At 61.5% G+C, this 14,993-nt stretch carries 15 protein-coding genes; 3 read left to right on the plus strand and 12 right to left on the minus strand.

Annotation, left to right across the window (positions count from 1 at the left end; translation table 11 throughout):
• Positions 1-27: 27 nt before the first annotated feature.
• The 6 genes from trpC to rpe all read right to left on the minus strand — a co-directional run bounded on the left by trpC (position 28) and on the right by rpe (position 5,789).
• Positions 28-813: an indole-3-glycerol phosphate synthase TrpC gene (trpC, locus tag AC57B6_RS07650; protein ID WP_279224574.1), complete on the minus strand. Its 786-nt coding sequence runs from the start codon at positions 811-813 to the stop codon at positions 28-30.
• Positions 814-831: 18 nt separating this feature from the next.
• Positions 832-1,863: an anthranilate phosphoribosyltransferase gene (gene trpD / locus AC57B6_RS07655; protein WP_028199694.1), complete on the minus strand. Its 1,032-nt coding sequence runs from the start codon at positions 1,861-1,863 to the stop codon at positions 832-834.
• 17 nt (positions 1,864-1,880) lie between these two features.
• Positions 1,881-2,468, minus strand: coding sequence for an aminodeoxychorismate/anthranilate synthase component II (locus AC57B6_RS07660; RefSeq protein WP_496420935.1), 588 nt, complete (start codon positions 2,466-2,468; stop codon positions 1,881-1,883).
• Positions 2,469-2,481: 13 nt separating this feature from the next.
• Entirely contained in the window at positions 2,482-3,975 is a 1,494-nt protein-coding gene (gene trpE / locus AC57B6_RS07665; RefSeq protein WP_028199696.1) for an anthranilate synthase component I, read from the minus strand.
• Between the two features lie 370 nt (positions 3,976-4,345).
• Positions 4,346-5,062, minus strand: coding sequence for a phosphoglycolate phosphatase (locus tag AC57B6_RS07670; RefSeq protein WP_454806534.1), 717 nt, complete (start codon positions 5,060-5,062; stop codon positions 4,346-4,348).
• Positions 5,063-5,105: 43 nt separating this feature from the next.
• Positions 5,106-5,789, minus strand: coding sequence for a ribulose-phosphate 3-epimerase (gene rpe / locus AC57B6_RS07675; RefSeq protein WP_028199698.1), 684 nt, complete (start codon positions 5,787-5,789; stop codon positions 5,106-5,108).
• Positions 5,790-6,066: 277 nt separating this feature from the next.
• On the opposite strand from rpe, the gene apaG reads away from it, so the two are divergent.
• Positions 6,067-6,441, plus strand: coding sequence for a Co2+/Mg2+ efflux facilitator ApaG/CorD (apaG, locus tag AC57B6_RS07680; RefSeq protein WP_028199699.1), 375 nt, complete (start codon positions 6,067-6,069; stop codon positions 6,439-6,441).
• A 46-nt stretch (positions 6,442-6,487) separates the two neighbouring features.
• On the opposite strand, the gene AC57B6_RS07685 is transcribed toward apaG, so the two are convergent.
• Positions 6,488-6,649 (minus strand): hypothetical protein, encoded by a 162-nt coding sequence (locus AC57B6_RS07685; protein WP_028199700.1) that lies wholly within the window; start codon positions 6,647-6,649, stop codon positions 6,488-6,490.
• A gap of 28 nt (positions 6,650-6,677) precedes the next feature.
• Between AC57B6_RS07685 and mltA the strand changes: the two genes are divergently transcribed.
• Positions 6,678-7,802: an MltA domain-containing protein gene (gene mltA, locus AC57B6_RS07690; RefSeq protein ID WP_491563237.1), complete on the plus strand. Its 1,125-nt coding sequence runs from the start codon at positions 6,678-6,680 to the stop codon at positions 7,800-7,802.
• Between the two features lie 108 nt (positions 7,803-7,910).
• On the opposite strand, the gene paaK is transcribed toward mltA, so the two are convergent.
• From paaK to paaN, 5 genes are all read right to left on the minus strand, one after another.
• Entirely contained in the window at positions 7,911-9,215 is a 1,305-nt protein-coding gene (gene paaK, locus AC57B6_RS07695; protein WP_496420936.1) for a phenylacetate--CoA ligase PaaK, read from the minus strand.
• 150 nt (positions 9,216-9,365) lie between these two features.
• On the minus strand, positions 9,366-9,827 hold the full coding sequence (gene paaI, locus AC57B6_RS07700; protein WP_025647758.1) for a hydroxyphenylacetyl-CoA thioesterase PaaI: 462 nt from the start codon (positions 9,825-9,827) through the stop codon (positions 9,366-9,368).
• 1 nt (position 9,828) lies between these two features.
• Entirely contained in the window at positions 9,829-10,620 is a 792-nt protein-coding gene (gene paaG, locus AC57B6_RS07705) for a 2-(1,2-epoxy-1,2-dihydrophenyl)acetyl-CoA isomerase PaaG (protein ID WP_046567660.1), read from the minus strand.
• Between the two features lie 46 nt (positions 10,621-10,666).
• Positions 10,667-11,869, minus strand: coding sequence for a 3-oxoadipyl-CoA thiolase (pcaF, locus tag AC57B6_RS07710; RefSeq protein ID WP_046567662.1), 1,203 nt, complete (start codon positions 11,867-11,869; stop codon positions 10,667-10,669).
• 126 nt (positions 11,870-11,995) lie between these two features.
• Positions 11,996-13,696 (minus strand): phenylacetic acid degradation protein PaaN, encoded by a 1,701-nt coding sequence (gene paaN, locus AC57B6_RS07715; RefSeq protein WP_106355207.1) that lies wholly within the window; start codon positions 13,694-13,696, stop codon positions 11,996-11,998.
• Positions 13,697-13,828: 132 nt separating this feature from the next.
• On the opposite strand from paaN, the gene AC57B6_RS07720 reads away from it, so the two are divergent.
• Entirely contained in the window at positions 13,829-14,605 is a 777-nt protein-coding gene (locus AC57B6_RS07720) for an enoyl-CoA hydratase (protein ID WP_025647763.1), read from the plus strand.
• Positions 14,606-14,993: the final 388 nt, after the last annotated feature.

Consider the following 14,993-nt stretch of genomic DNA (forward strand, 5'->3'; position numbering starts at 1 on the left):
TACGTAGCCTGCGTGTTGAAGCCGCGCTTAGAAAAACATCCGCGCAAGTTCCACGCCCGGCTCTTCCGCGCGCATGAACGCCTCGCCGACGAGGAACGTATGCACGTCCATCGCTCGCAGACGTTCGACATCGACGCGCGACAGAATGCCCGACTCGGTGACCACGATGCGGTCGTCCGGAATCGATTCGAGCATGCCGATGGTCGTTTCGATCGACGTTTCGAAGGTGCGCAGATTGCGGTTGTTGATGCCGATCAGCGGCGTCTTCAACTTAAGCGATTCCATCAGTTCATTGTGGTCATGCACTTCGACTAGCACTGCGAGGCCCAGCGAATGCGCGAGCGCCTCGAGATCCTGCATCTCCGAGGTTTCAAGCGCCGCGGCAATCAGCAGAATCGCGTCCGCACCCATCGCGCGGGCTTCGACGATCTGGTACGGATCGACGATGAAGTCTTTGCGCAGCACCGGCAGATTGCAGGCGGCGCGGGCTTCTTCCAGGTACGCCACGCTGCCCTGGAAGAACTGCACGTCGGTGAGCACGGACAGGCAGGCCGCACCGTGCTTTTCATACGAACGCGCGATCTCGGCCGGCACGAAGTTTTCGCGCAGCACGCCTTTGGACGGGCTCGCTTTCTTCACTTCGGAAATGACCGCGGCGAGGCCTGCCGCATGCTTCGCGCGCAATGCGCCGACGAAATCGCGGATGTCGCGCGACGACGCTTCGAGGCGCAGTTCTTCGAGCGGCGCGCTCTGTTCAGCCGCGCGGACTTCTTCGCGTTTGACCGCGATGATGCGGTCGAGGATGTCGCTCATGAGTGTCTCGCTTCGTAGTTACTGCTTGAATTGCTGGGTAAAGCGGATCAGTTCGTCGACCTTGGCCCGTGCCTTGCCGCTCGCGATCGCTTCGCGCGCCAACTGGATGCCGTCCGCAATCGACGCCGCTACGTTCGCCGAATACAGCGCCGTGCCCGCGTTCAGCGTGACGATTTCACGCGCGACGCCCGGCTTGTTGTCGAGCGCTTCGAGCAGCATCAGTTTGGATTCGGCGGCATCGGCCACTTTCAGCGTGCGGTTCGACACCATCTGCATGCCGAAGTCTTCCGGATGGATTTCATACTCGTGGACCTGGCCGTCGCGCAACTCGCCGACTTGCGTGGCCGCACCGAGCGAGACTTCATCCATGCCGTCCATCCCGTACACCACCAGCACGTGTTTCGCGCCGAGGCGCTGCATCACGCGCACCTGAATGCCGACGAGGTCGGCATGGAACACGCCCATCAACTGATTCGGTGCGCCGGCCGGATTGGTCAGCGGCCCGAGAATGTTGAAGATAGTCCGCACGCCGAGTTCGCGGCGCACCGGTGCGATGTTCTTCATTGCCGGATGATGGTTCGGCGCGAACATGAAACCCATGCCGGTTTCCGCAATCGATGCCGCCACCTGCTCCGGTTGCAGATCGATGTTCACGCCGAGCGCTTCGAGCACGTCCGCGCTGCCCGATTTGCTCGATACGCCGCGGCCACCGTGCTTCGCGACCTTGGCGCCCGCCGCAGCCGAAACGAACATGGTTGCGGTGGAAATATTGAAGGTTTGCGAGCCGTCGCCGCCGGTACCGACGATATCGACGAAGTTCGAGTTGTCCTGCACCTCGACGTGCCGGGCAAATTCACGCATCACCGTGGCGGCTGCGGTGATTTCGCCGATGGTCTCTTTTTTGACGCGCAAGCCGGTGATGATTGCCGCCGACATCACGGGCGACAGTTCGCCGCGCATGATGAGCCGCATCAGATGCAGCATTTCGTCGTGGAAAATCTCGCGGTGCTCGATGGTCCGTTGCAGCGCTTCCTGGGGCGTAATCGACATGATTTCGTCTCTCTTCATCAAGCAGTGCGGTGGGCGGTCTTCGACTGCTTCACGAAGTTTTCGAGCAACGCGTGGCCGTGTTCTGAAAGAATCGATTCCGGATGGAACTGCACGCCTTCAACGGCCAATTCCTTGTGACGCACGCCCATGATTTCGCCGTCTTCGGTCCATGCAGACACTTCGAGGCAATCCGGCAGCGATTCGCGTTCGATCGCGAGCGAGTGGTAACGCGTCACGACGAAATGCTTCGGCAAGTCGGCGAACACGCCTTTGCAGTCGGTTTCGATCGTGCTCACCTTGCCGTGCATGATGGTTTGCGCGCGCACTACGCGGCCGCCGAAGGCTTCGCCGATCGCTTGATGGCCGAGGCAGACGCCCAGAATCGGCGTCTTGCCGGCAAAATCGCGCAGCACGTCGAGCGTGATGCCGGCGTGTTGCGGATTGCTCGGCCCGGGCGACAGGCAAATGCGCTCCGGGTTGAGCTTCGCAATTTCGTCCAGCGTGATTTCGTCGTTCCGATAGGTGCGCACGTCTTCGCCGAGTTCGCCGAAGTACTGCACTAGGTTGTAGGTGAACGAGTCGTAGTTGTCGATCATTAGCAGCATGGTGTGTCTCCGGTCAGAAGTCGCTATCGAGGCCGTCTTGAACCTGCTCGGCGGCGCGCAGCACAGCGCGCGCCTTGTTCTCGGTCTCTTGCCATTCGGATTCCGGCACCGAATCCGCGACTACACCCGCTGCCGCCTGCACATACAGATTACCGTTTGCGATCACGCCGGTACGGATCGTGATGGCCAGATCCATTTCGCCGGTGAATGACAGATAGCCGACCGCACCGCCGTACAGGCCGCGTTTCACCGGTTCGAGCTCGTCGATCAATTCCATCGCGCGGACCTTCGGCGCGCCGGACAGCGTGCCGGCCGGGAAGGTGGCGCGCAGCACGTCGAAATTAGTGGTGCCGGGTTTCAGCTTGCCTTCGACGGAACTCACGATGTGCTGCACGTGCGAGTACTTTTCGATCACCATCTGGTCAGTGACGACCACCGAGCCGATCTGCGCGATGCGGCCCACGTCGTTACGCGCGAGGTCGATCAGCATGACGTGTTCGGCGATTTCTTTCGGATCGTTCAGCAGTTCGGTGGCGAGCTCCGCGTCGCGTTCAGGCGTGTTACCGCGCGGACGGGTGCCGGCGAGCGGGCGGATCGTCACGATGCGATCTTCGCCGCGCTTTTCCTGGCGCACCAGAATTTCCGGCGACGCGCCGACCACATGGAAGTCACCGAAATTGTAGTAGTACATGTAAGGCGACGGGTTCAACGAACGCAGCGCGCGATACAGCGACAGCGGATTGTCCCGGTACGGCTTGATCAGACGCTGGCCGACCTGCACTTGCATCAGCTCGCCGGCGGCGACGTATTCCTTGGCCTTGCGCACGGCGGCCAGATAATCGTCTTTCGCGAACTCGCGGTAGGTCTCGGTGCGCACGCTGGCCGAGGTGACCGGCGGCTGCACGGTCGTGCGCAAACGCTGGCGCAATTCACGCAGACGCTGTTTGGCTTTCGTGTACGCCTCGGGCTGCGTCGGGTCCGCGTACACCACCAGGTAGAGCTTGCCGGCCAGATTGTCGATCACCGCGACTTCTTCGGTGAGCAGCAACTGGATGTCCGGCAGATTCAGATCGTCGGGCGGCGCGGAGTGGGCGAGCTTTTTCTCGATGTAGCGCACCGCGTCATAGCCGAAGTAGCCTGCGAGGCCCCCCGCGAAACGCGGCAGACCGGGGCGCTGCGCTACTTTGAAGCGTCCCTGGAATTGCTGGATGAACTCGAGCGGATCGCCCTCGTGCGTCTCGACGACTTTGCCGTCCCGCACCACTTCCGACACGCCGTTGCGGGTGCGCAGCAGCGTGCGTGCCGGCAGGCCGATGAACGAATAGCGGCCAAACCGTTCGCCGCCCACCACCGATTCCAGCAGGAACGAGTTCGCGCCGTTGCGTTCGCTCTGTGCGAGCTTCAGGTACAGCGAGAGCGGCGTTTCGAGGTCGGAGAGCGCTTCGGCGATCAGCGGAATGCGGTTGAAACCCTCGTTGGCGAGGGACTGGAATTCGAGTTCGGTCATGTTCCGATCCTGTACGTACGTCAGACGGCACTATGCGTCAGACAAAGCGGGGCGTTGCGCAGCCGGTCAGGCGTCGGTGGGGTGTATTGACACGATGATACCGACCGGCGCGAGTTTCCCATCGACGCATGCAGGGGTTTCAGCGCCACAGATGTACTTTGCGGGTACATGGGAGCCAAATCAACCGATGCAGCGAAACAGAGTGATGGAAAAAACGCGTGAGCGCAGCGAAGTAAAAAACGGTTGCCGAAGACGTGCTTCAGCGTACCTCAGGCGAGGTTAGCGCGACCAGCGACGCCAGGGCCAGGCTCCCCGGTCGATGCTAATCAGACTCCGTTTTTTATTCAGAAACATGAGGATGAAGGACTTTTCAAGTCGTGGAATGGTGCGCTGCGATGGCCTTGGCGGCATCGAGCAGCGAGGCAACTATACCATCGGATTTTATTTCTTGTATAGCTCGGCCGTGGTTGTAGCCATACGGCAGCGTGAGCGTGGCCATGCCCGCCGCGCGGCCTGCCAGCGCATCGTTTTCCGAATCGCCGATCGCGACCGTGGCTTGCGGCGCGACGCCTAGCTGAGCCGCGGCGGTGAGCATCGGCAGCGGATGCGGCTTCTTTTCCGGCAGACTGTCGCCGCCGAGCACGACGCTGAAATACTGGCTGAGCCCGTATTGCTCCAGCAATTCGACCGCGAAACGATGCGGCTTGTTGGTGACGCACGCGAGTTTGAGGCCGGCGTCGCGCATCGCGCTGAGGCCGGCTTCGACCTCGGGGTAAAGCCGTGTATGTACGCCATTGATCTTGGCGTACTCCTCCTGATAGAGCGCGAGCGCCTCGTCGAAACGTTCCTGTGCATGCTCCGTTTCGAAGCGCTCGGCCAGCACGCGGCGAATCAGATTCTCCGAACCCTTGCCGATGTAGCCAACCACTTCCTCGCGCGAGGTTTCCTCCGCGTCGAGTTGCGCAAGCATGCCGTTCAGGCCGGCGGTGAAATCGTCGGCGGTATCGATCATCGTGCCGTCCAGGTCGATGATCGCGGCCAGGAGGCGCGGGCCGGTGAAGGTCGGGGCAGGGTACGAAGTCGTCATGTGCTTGCCGTGTGCGCGATCCTTGGAATCGCTTCGTGTTCGATCAGTGCTCGATGTTGGCGAGTGCGGCGCGCATCTTGTCGATCACGGCCTTGTGATCCGGTGCGCCGAAGATAGCGGAGCCTGCCACGAACGTGTCTGCGCCGGCTGCCGCGATTTCGGCGATGTTGTCGACCTTTACGCCGCCGTCCACTTCGAGATGAATCTCGCGGCCGGTTTTCTCCTTGTAGGCGTCGATCCGCTTGCGCGCTTCGCGCAATTTGACGAGCGCCTCAGGAATGAACGATTGCCCACCGAAGCCGGGATTCACCGACATGATCAGCACGAGGTCGACCTTGTCCATCACATAGTCCAGATGATTCAACGACGTCGCCGGGTTGAAGACGAGGCCGGCCTTGCAGCCGTGGTCGCGAATCAGCGACAGCGTGCGGTCGATATGGTCCGAGCCTTCCGGGTGGAAGCTGATCAGATTCGCGCCGGCCTTGGCGAAGTCCGGCACGATCCGGTCGACCGGGCGCACCATCAGGTGCACGTCGATCGGCACGTCTACGTGCGGACGGATTGCTTCGCAGACGAGCGGGCCGATCGTCAGGTTCGGCACGTAATGATTGTCCATCACGTCGAAGTGAATCCAGTCGGCGCCGGCGGCGACAACGTTGCGGACTTCTTCGCCCAGACGGGCGAAATCGGCGGACAGAATGCTGGGGGCGATGCGAAATTGCGTCATGGCGGGGGCGGATGCAAGCGGGAAAACGTCATTTTACCGTTTTGCGCGTTGCTGAACCGGTTCGGGGGCGGTTTGAGCAGGCGGCACTGACGAGGCGCGATAAAGCTGACAAAACGTCCTAACCGCCCCTGGCCAGAGGGATTTGTCCGGTTGCGGGCGTGCCGCGCATCAAGCAGAATGCCAAACCATCAGCGCCGCTTCTCCAATGCGCCCGCAAACCATTGGCGTTCGGGGCTTCCCGCGATTTTTTTGCCCGTTTCACCAGACCGGAATCAGGATGAGCCAGTACGAATTCAGCGTCTCGGCGCAGGTGCAGTATCTGCCCGAAGAGTCGGACCCGGAGCGCCGCCAGTATGCGTTTGCATACACGCTGACTATCCGTAACAGCGGCCAGGTGCCCGCGCAATTGATTGCGCGGCATTGGGTGATCACCGACAGCGATAACAGCGTTCAGGAAGTAAAAGGCTTGGGCGTAGTCGGGCATCAGCCACTGCTCAAACCGGGCGAGCACTTCGAATATACGAGTTGGGCGGTGATCGCCACGCCCGTCGGCACCATGCGCGGCGAGTATTTCTGCGTGGCGGAAGACGGCGAGCGCTTTGACGCTCCCGTGCCCGAATTCATTTTGCGGATGCCGCGTACGTTGCATTGAACCGCCAGCGCGGCTCGCGGTCTTTAAGAGGCTTTACGGCGCGGCTTTACTGGGATTTTTGCTGCTTTTGCTGGTCATTGGTGGTGGTGCGCGCGGCCTTTTTCTTGCCGGACGACGTCCATACAACGATAAAGACGAGCAGGAAGAGCGCTAGGAGCGATTCCAGCGCGAAGATGAGCATCGGGTATTCGTCGAACAGATCAGACATGGCGGTTTCCATCAAGAACGAACATTGTATGCGTTTTGTCCGCGCTGCCGGAGCATGGCTCGGCGCGCTTTCGGTTGCGGTGATGCTGGCTTCCTGCGGGGGCGGCGGCGCCGTCCGGCCTTCGGTTTCGCCGCCCACGGGTGCCGCGATCATACCCGGGCAGATCGCCGCGACGCGCCTTACGGCGGTAGCCTGGCAACAGGTGCCCGGGTGGCAAGACGATTCGCTGATCGGCGCAACGGCTGCGTTGCGGCAAAACTGCCTGAGGCTCGCCCGTCAACCGAACTGGGCGCGCGCATGCGCGGCGGCCTCGCAGATCGACGATCTGGACGTGACCGGCGCACGGGCGTTTTTTGAGGCCTATTTCACGCCGTTCCAGTTAGCCAATAACGACGGCACGCTCGACGGCCTCGTCACCGGCTACTACGAGCCCTTGCTGCGCGGTTCGCGCACGCGGCACGGCGTGTATCAGACGGCGTTGTACCGTTGGCCATCCGGCTATCGCGCGGGTGCTCCATTGCCTTCGCGTGCGCAACTCGAGCGCTCGGGCGTGCTTAACGGCAATGAACTCGTGTGGGTTGACGATCCGATCGAAGCTTTCTTCCTGCAGGTGCAGGGTTCCGGGCGCATCGTGATGGAAGACGGTAGCGTAATGCGAGTCGGCTTTGGAGGCACCAACAACCAGCCATACAAATCGATCGGGCGGTGGTTGCTCGATCGCGGCGAACTGACGCCGGCGCAAGCGACCATGCAGGGCATCAAGGCATGGGCGCGCGCGAATCCCACGCGGGTTGACGCCTTGCTCGATACGAATCCGCGCTTCGTGTTCTTCCGCGAAATGCCGTCCGGCGAAGGTGCGCCGAGCGGCGGGGCGGATGGCCCGATTGGTGCGCTGGGCGTGCCGTTGACGCCGGAGCGGTCGATCGCGGTGGACCCGTCTTCGATTCCGCTGGGTACGCCGGTGTTCTTGCAGACCACGCGTCCGTTGACGAACTCACCGATGAATCGCCTTGTCTTTGCACAGGACACCGGCTCCGCGATCAAGGGTGGCGTCCGCGCGGACTACTTCTGGGGTCTCGGCGACGATGCCGGCGACCTGGCTGGCAAGATGAAGCAGGGCGGACGGATGTGGCTACTGTTGCCGAATTCGTGAAGGTTAGGTGCGCGCGGCGGCGGGTTCGCTGCCGGCACATTTGCTAACGGGACTGATGCCGGTCAGTACCGTTAGCAACCATCAACCCTTGGCGTGCCGGTTTATGGCCTAAAGCCCCGATTTCCGCTTATCCACTACCCTGCGTGCTTTGCCCACCGAACGCTCGATCCCGTTTACCCCCAGCACGTTCACAACCGCGCTTACGCCGATCAGCGCCTTGATGTCGTAGGCCAGCGCCTGCTTCGCGTTGGTCAGCGCGGCTGTGTCCGGGGCCGATTCCGGACACGGTTCGACGTTCAACGTCAGTACGTCGAGCGGGCCTTCCTTGGTCAGCACGATCTGATAGTGAGGTGCGAGGGCGCGCTGCTTGAGCAGCAATTCTTCGATCTGCGTCGGGAATACGTTCACGCCCCGCACGATCATCATGTCGTCGGAACGGCCCGTGATTTTTTCCATGCGGCGCATGGTTCGCGCGCTGCCGGGCAAGAGGCGCGTCAGATCGCGCGTCCGGTAACGGATGATCGGCAGCGCTTCCTTGCTCAACGAAGTAAATACCAGTTCGCCGAGTTCGCCGTCCGGCAACACCTCACCGGTTTCGGGGTCGATGATTTCGGGGTAGAAATGATCTTCCCAGATGGTCGGGCCGTCTTTCGTTTCGACGCATTCCGACGCGACGCCCGGTCCCATCACTTCAGACAGACCGTAGATATCGACGGCATCGATGCCCATGCGCTTTTCGATTGCCTGGCGCATATCGTTGGTCCACGGTTCCGCACCGAAGATGCCGAGGCGCAGCGAGCAACTCGCCGGATCGATGCCTTGCCGTTCGAGTTCGTCGGCGATCGACAGCATATAGCTCGGCGTCACCATGATGATGTCGGGCCGGAAGTCCTGAATCAGTTGCACCTGCTTTTCAGTCTGGCCACCGCCGAACGGAATCACGGTCAGCCCTGCGCGCTCGGCGCCATAGTGTGCGCCGAGGCCGCCGGTGAACAATCCGTAGCCGTAGCTCACGTGAACCTTGTCACCGCGTTTTGCGCCTGCGGCACGGATCGAACGGGCGACGAGATTTGCCCACGTATCGATATCGCGCGCCGTGTAGCCGACCACCGTCGGTTTCCCCGTTGTCCCCGACGACGCGTGGATTCGCGAAATCTGTTCCTGCGGCACCGCGAACATGCCGAACGGGTAGCTATCGCGCAGATCTTTCTTGGTGGTGAAGGGGAAACGCGCGAGGTCCGCGAGGGCCTTCACTTCGCTTGGATGGACGCCGGCCTCGTCGAATTTTTTCCGATATACGGGCGAATTTTCGTAAGCGTGGTTCAGCGACCATTTGAGCCGTTCGAGTTGGAGCGCGGCGAGTTCGTCGCGGCTGGCTGTCTCGATAGGATCGAGAGGAAGGGCGGTGGTCATCGAATGTCTCCTTGCTGCCTCAATGCTTGGGTCTGGGGTTACGGTACGCTTCTGCGCGAAAACCGGGGACTCATTGCTATTCATGGATGCGCGGCCAATGGGTCGCGGGCGCGCTGCGACTTTGCTGCGAATTTGGTGCGGCTCTGCTAATCAATCGCCCGTAGGGATCAGGTTGCCTTTGATCTGCGCAGATTTGCCGCGAAACATCGCTACGGTTTCCTCGGCGCGGTTCGTGACTCGAATGTCGTAAATGCCGGTGCGGCCGCTCAGCGTTTGTTCGACCGCTTCGGCGGTCAACACGTCGCCACCCTTCACGGGCCGCAAGAATTCGATCGAGCATCCGGCCGCGACGGTGTTGATGTTGTACGTATTGCACGCGAAAGCGAACGTCGAATCAGCGAGCGTGAAAATCAGGCCGCCGTGGCAAATCTGATGGCCGTTCAGGAAGTCGTCGCGCACGGCCATGCGCAAGCGTGCATACCCCGGACGGACTTCTACGATCTCGAATCCAAGCGCTTTGCTGCAAGCGTCGTTTTCGTACATTGCTGCCGCGGTGGCGCGAGCAAGTTCGTCTGGGGTCATGTGGGCCGGGTGGTTGGGCTGTGCGGACATATCAGCGACCCTCGAAGCGCGGTGCGCGTTTTTCCACGAACGCTTGCACACCTTCCGCGTAATCGTGCGAAGCACCGAGTTCGCGTTGCAGATCGCGTTCGAGATCAAGCTGTTGATCCAGGGTTTGCATCACGCCCGCGCGCATTGCCTGTTTGATCGCGGCGATGGCACGCGTGGGTTGCTGCGCCAGTTGTGCTGCGAGTTTGCTTGCGGTGGCGGCGAGTTCGGTGTCGTCGACCGCTTGCCAGATCAGCCCCCAGCTTTCGGCTTTCTCCGCGCCCAGTTTGTCACCGGTGATGGCGAGGCCCAAGGCGCGTGCCATGCCGACTCGTTGCGGCAGGAACCAGGTGCCACCCGAGTCCGGGACGAGGCCAATCTTTACGAATGCCTGGATGAAACTGGCCGAACGAGCGGCAAGCACGAGGTCGCAAGCCAGCGCGAGATTGGCGCCGGCGCCAGCGGCCGTGCCATTGACCGCGGCAATCACCGGCAACGGCAGTGCTTGCAGGCGGCGAATCAGCGGATTGAAATGCTCGTCGATCAGCTCGCCGAGGTCGGTCATCGCGCCTGGCGTGAAGTCGAGATCCGCGAGATCCTGTCCCGCGCAGAAGCCGCGGCCCGCACCGGTCAGCACGAGCGCGCGGGCGCCGGACGCCTCGACCTGGTCGAGTGCGGTGCTCAATTCCTGGTGCATCGCACGCGTAAAGCTGTTGAGCTTGTCGGGGCGGTTCAGTGTGATGGTCGCCACGCGACTCGATGCGTCGATGTCGAGGCGAATCGCTTCAAATGACATTGGGTGTCTCCTCAAAGTCTCATTTACCGGCAGGGCAGCGGCGATTTCAGACCCGTTCGATTACGAGGGCGATGCCTTGACCCACACCGATACACATCGTGGAAAGCGCAAAGCGACCGTTGATCCGCTCCAGTTGGTAAAGCGCAGTGGTGATCAGGCGCGCGCCGGATGCTCCGAGCGGGTGACCGAGTGCAATCGCTCCGCCGTTCGGATTGACGCGCGGATCGTCGTCGCGCAGACCGAGTGTGCGCAGGACGGCAAGCCCTTGTGAAGCGAACGCCTCGTTCAACTCGATGACGTCGAACTGCTCGAGTGTCATGTTCAGTTGCTTCAACAGCTTTTGTGTGGCCGGCGCCGGGCCGATGCCCATGATGCGCGGTTCCACGCCCGCCGTCGCCATACCCACTACACGTGCGCGGCGACGCAATCCGTATTGATCGGCTGCTTCCTGGCTCGCGAGCAGTAGTGCACACGCGCCGTCGTTTACGCCCGAGGCATTGCCAGCGGTCACGCTGCCATCGGGGCGAACCACGCCCTTGAGCTTGCCCAGGCTTTCGAGGGATGTTTCGCGTGGATGCTCGTCGAGCGTCACGTGCACGGGGTCGCCTTTCTTCTGCGCGATTTCAACGCCCACGATTTCCTGAGCCAAGGTGCCATCACGCTGCGCGCGGGCGGCCTTTTTCTGGCTCGACATCGCAAACGCGTCCTGATCCGCACGGCTGATACCGAATTCAACGGCGACGTTTTCTGCGGTCTCCGGCATCGAATCGACACCATATTGGCGCTTCATTAGCGGATTGATGAAGCGCCAGCCGATCGTCGTGTCATAAATGTCGGCCTGCCGCGAGAATGCGCTGGTGGCCTTGCCCATCACGAACGGCGCGCGCGTCATGCTTTCGACGCCGCCGGCGATCATGAGTCGCGCTTCGCCGGCCTTGATGGCGCGAGCAGCGGTGCCGACCGCATCCATGCCCGAGCCGCACAGGCGGTTGATGGTCGCGCCGGGTGCATTCGTGGGTAAGCCTGCTAGCAATGCGGCCATGCGTGCGACGTTGCGGTTGTCCTCGCCGGCCTGATTGGCGCAGCCATAGATTACGTCGTCGACGGCCTGCCAATCGACGCCGGGATTGCGCTCGATCAGCGCCTTGATCGGTACCGCGCCGAGGTCGTCGGCACGGACATCCTTTAAGGCGCCGCCGTAGCGGCCGATTGGGGTGCGAATCGCATCGCAGATGAAGGCGTCGTTCATGTGGGTTCCTACCGGAGCGGATCGGCGAGATGTGCCGATCCGATGTCTCATGTTAATTGGGGCGCACGGCCCGGTCTATTCGGCCAAACGGCATAGGACGAAAGCCGTGCTTTTGTCTTATGCCATTCAGCCAGCTACCGCCGGTGCCGCTTTCGGTTCAACATGAACGCGACTTTGAACGACGCGGAAGCGGTTCGCGACAAAGGCTGCGTCAGCTAGCGCGGCGTTTGCTGCGGGATTGGCGCCCGTGCCGTGGAAATCGGAGAAGGCTGCGGATTGATTGACGAAAACGCCGCCCGTCAAATTGATCGAGAGTGCGACGCCACCGCGGATCGATGCTTCGTGCGCCTCTTCGAGCACGGCTTCATCTGAGCTGTAGACCGACAGCGTCAACGCGCCGTGCTCGGCGGCAATTGCACCAGCGAGGTCGAGCGACTGCGCGGTCGAATCCGTCGCGATCACGAACGAGATCGGGCCGAACCATTCCTTGGTGAACTGCGCTTTGTCGGTTGTGGCATCGAGTTGAAGCACGAGCGGCGTGCGTACGCGGGCGCCGCCAAAAGCGGGGTGCTCGAGCGACTGGCTTTCCACCAGAACGCGTCCGAGCTTGGCGGCTTCGCCGATGCGTTGGGTTACGCCTTCGTTCTGGATCGCGCCGAGCAGTTCGACGGCGCGCGCCGGGTCTGCAACCAGTTTTTGTACCGCGGTGGCGATAGCTTGAGCGACTTCGTCGAAACCGAGCGTGCCCTCAGCGGTGCGGATGCCGGCGCGCGGCACATAGATGTTTTGCGGCGCGGTGCACATCTGCCCCGAGTACAGCGCGAGCGAGAAGGCGATATTGCGAGCGGCGGCTTTGATGTCGTCCACAGAGTCGATCACGATCTGATTGACGCCCGCTTTTTCGGTAAAGACCTGAGCCTGATGCGCATTGCGCTCAAGCCAGTTGCCGTTTTGTGTGCTGCCCGTGAAGTCAATCAATTTGATTTCCGGGCGCAGTGCGAGATCCTGGACGAGCGGGCCGTCGTTCGGTTCGGTCGCCAGCAGCGTAACGATGTTCGGATCGAAACCGGCTTCGCGCAGTACGTCGCGTGCGATTCGTACGGTCAGCGCGAGCGGCAGAATCGCGCCGGGATGCGGCTTGACGATAACCGTGTTGCCTGTTGCCAGATCGGCGAACAGACCCGGATAGCCGTTCCATGTCGGGAAGGTGCAGCAGCCGAGCACGAGACCGGTGCCACGCGGCACGACGGTGTAGCGTTTGTGCATCGCGAGCGGCGGATTCTTGCCCTGCGGTTTTTCCCAGTGGGCATCGGCGGGGATGCGGCGCAGTTGGTCCCATGCGTACACGACTGCTTCGAGTGCACGGTCTTGCGCATGCGGGCCGCCGGCCTGGAAGGCCATCATGAATGCCTGGCCGGTTGTGTGCATCACGCTGTAGCCGATTTCGAAGCTGGCGCGATTCACGCGCGCGAGGATTTCGAGGCATACGCCGATCCACGCCTGCGGCCCGGCGAGGCGCCAGTCGCGCTGGGCGGCGGCCGCTGCGGAGATCAGTGCGTCCGGATCGGCTTTCGGATAGCGCACGTTGAGCGGGAACCCGAACGGCGAGACTTCGGCGCCGACGGTTTCTCCGGTCGATGGCTGGTCGATTTCGAACGTCTTGTTCAGAAGCGCTTTGAATGCGGCTTCGCCGTCTGCGCTCGCTGTTTCCCCGTACACTTTCGGACTGGGCATCTCGACGAACGGACTCCAGTAGCCGCGCGTCTCAATCGCGGTGAGTGCCTTTTGCAGCGTGTCTTCGTGCTTGGTGAATAGCGGATGTGTCATGGCAGAGGGGCTTGACTGTACGTTGGGAAAAGCCTGTCGAATAATTGACCGACCGGTTGGTTGGTGAATGGTAGCATTATTAAGACGGCCGCGCGAAGCGTTTTCGCGCAGCATTAACCATTAGGAGGCGGCATGGCTTACGAGAACATTCTGGTTGAGACGAGAGGGCGGGTCGGTTTGGTCACATTGAATCGTCCGAAGGCGTTGAACGCGCTGAACGACGCCTTGATGGACGAACTGGGCACGGCGCTGCGCGAGTTCGACGCCGACGACGCGATTGGTGCGATCGTGGTGACGGGCAGCGAGAAAGCGTTTGCCGCCGGTGCCGACATCGGCATGATGGCGACCTACACCTATATGGATGTCTACAAAGGCGACTACATCACTCGCAACTGGGAAACTGTGCGCTCGATCCGCAAGCCGATCATTGCAGCGGTGGCGGGCTTTGCGCTTGGCGGTGGTTGTGAGTTGGCGATGATGTGCGACATTATTTTTGCCGCCGACACGGCGAAGTTCGGCCAGCCGGAAATCAAGCTCGGCATCATGCCGGGTGCCGGCGGTACGCAGCGGCTGCCGCGCGCCGTCTCAAAGGCGAAAGCAATGGATCTCTGTCTGACTGCCCGTTTCATGGATGCTGCCGAGGCAGAGCGCGCTGGATTGGTTTCCCGGGTGATTCCCGCAGTTTCGCTGCTTGACGAGGCGGTGGCTGCAGCAGCGACCATCGCTGAGTTTCCGCTGCCCGCGGTGATGATGGTCAAGGAATCGGTTAACCGAGCGTACGAAACGACGCTTGCAGAAGGGGTGCATTTCGAGCGCCGCCTCTTCCATTCGCTGTTCGCGACGGAGGATCAGAAGGAGGGGATGGCCGCGTTTGTCGAGAAGCGCAAGCCGGTTTTCAAGCATCGCTAATACGCTTGTCAAAATAACGCTTGCAAGGCGGTGCCCGGCTCGCTAGAATCTCGCTCTTTCGTGCTCCGGACACCGGGGCACGGGGAAGCGGGAGAGCCAGTCGTGGCAAGGGTTTGAGCGACGTGAGCGGGTTGAGAAAGTGATAAAAACCTGTTGACGATGTAGCGAAAGTTCTTCATAATCTCGTTTCTCTGCTGCTGATGCAGCGACGCAGAACGAAGCGGTACCGGTGGTTGCGCAGGTGGGCAACGCGGTGCGGATTCGGTGGTGAATGCGGACTCGATCTTTAAAAATTAACAGCCGATAAGTGTGGGCGCTTGATGCGCGACGCGCGGTGGACTCCCCGGAGTCTGCCGGAAGCGAAAGTATCAAGTCTCACACGAGTATT

Source organism: Paraburkholderia sp. BGA-UO-ETr-F12 (assembly GCF_059567945.1).

Coding starts and splice junctions, on each gene's coding strand:
- AC57B6_RS07720 (WP_025647763.1), top strand. CDS start 13,829: ATGGCTTACGAGAACATTCTGGTTGAGACGAGAGGGCGGGTCGGTTTG.
- trpD (WP_028199694.1), bottom strand. CDS start 1,863: ATGTCGATTACGCCCCAGGAAGCGCTGCAACGGACCATCGAGCACCGC.
- mltA (WP_491563237.1), top strand. CDS start 6,678: ATGCGTTTTGTCCGCGCTGCCGGAGCATGGCTCGGCGCGCTTTCGGTT.
- paaN (WP_106355207.1), bottom strand. CDS start 13,696: ATGACACATCCGCTATTCACCAAGCACGAAGACACGCTGCAAAAGGCA.
- apaG (WP_028199699.1), top strand. CDS start 6,067: ATGAGCCAGTACGAATTCAGCGTCTCGGCGCAGGTGCAGTATCTGCCC.
- pcaF (WP_046567662.1), bottom strand. CDS start 11,869: ATGAACGACGCCTTCATCTGCGATGCGATTCGCACCCCAATCGGCCGC.
- trpE (WP_028199696.1), bottom strand. CDS start 3,975: ATGACCGAACTCGAATTCCAGTCCCTCGCCAACGAGGGTTTCAACCGC.
- paaI (WP_025647758.1), bottom strand. CDS start 9,827: ATGTCCGCACAGCCCAACCACCCGGCCCACATGACCCCAGACGAACTT.
- rpe (WP_028199698.1), bottom strand. CDS start 5,789: ATGACGCAATTTCGCATCGCCCCCAGCATTCTGTCCGCCGATTTCGCC.
- trpC (WP_279224574.1), bottom strand. CDS start 813: ATGAGCGACATCCTCGACCGCATCATCGCGGTCAAACGCGAAGAAGTC.
- paaG (WP_046567660.1), bottom strand. CDS start 10,620: ATGTCATTTGAAGCGATTCGCCTCGACATCGACGCATCGAGTCGCGTG.
- AC57B6_RS07670 (WP_454806534.1), bottom strand. CDS start 5,062: ATGACGACTTCGTACCCTGCCCCGACCTTCACCGGCCCGCGCCTCCTG.
- AC57B6_RS07660 (WP_496420935.1), bottom strand. CDS start 2,468: ATGCTGCTAATGATCGACAACTACGACTCGTTCACCTACAACCTAGTG.
- paaK (WP_496420936.1), bottom strand. CDS start 9,215: ATGACCACCGCCCTTCCTCTCGATCCTATCGAGACAGCCAGCCGCGAC.
- AC57B6_RS07685 (WP_028199700.1), bottom strand. CDS start 6,649: ATGTCTGATCTGTTCGACGAATACCCGATGCTCATCTTCGCGCTGGAA.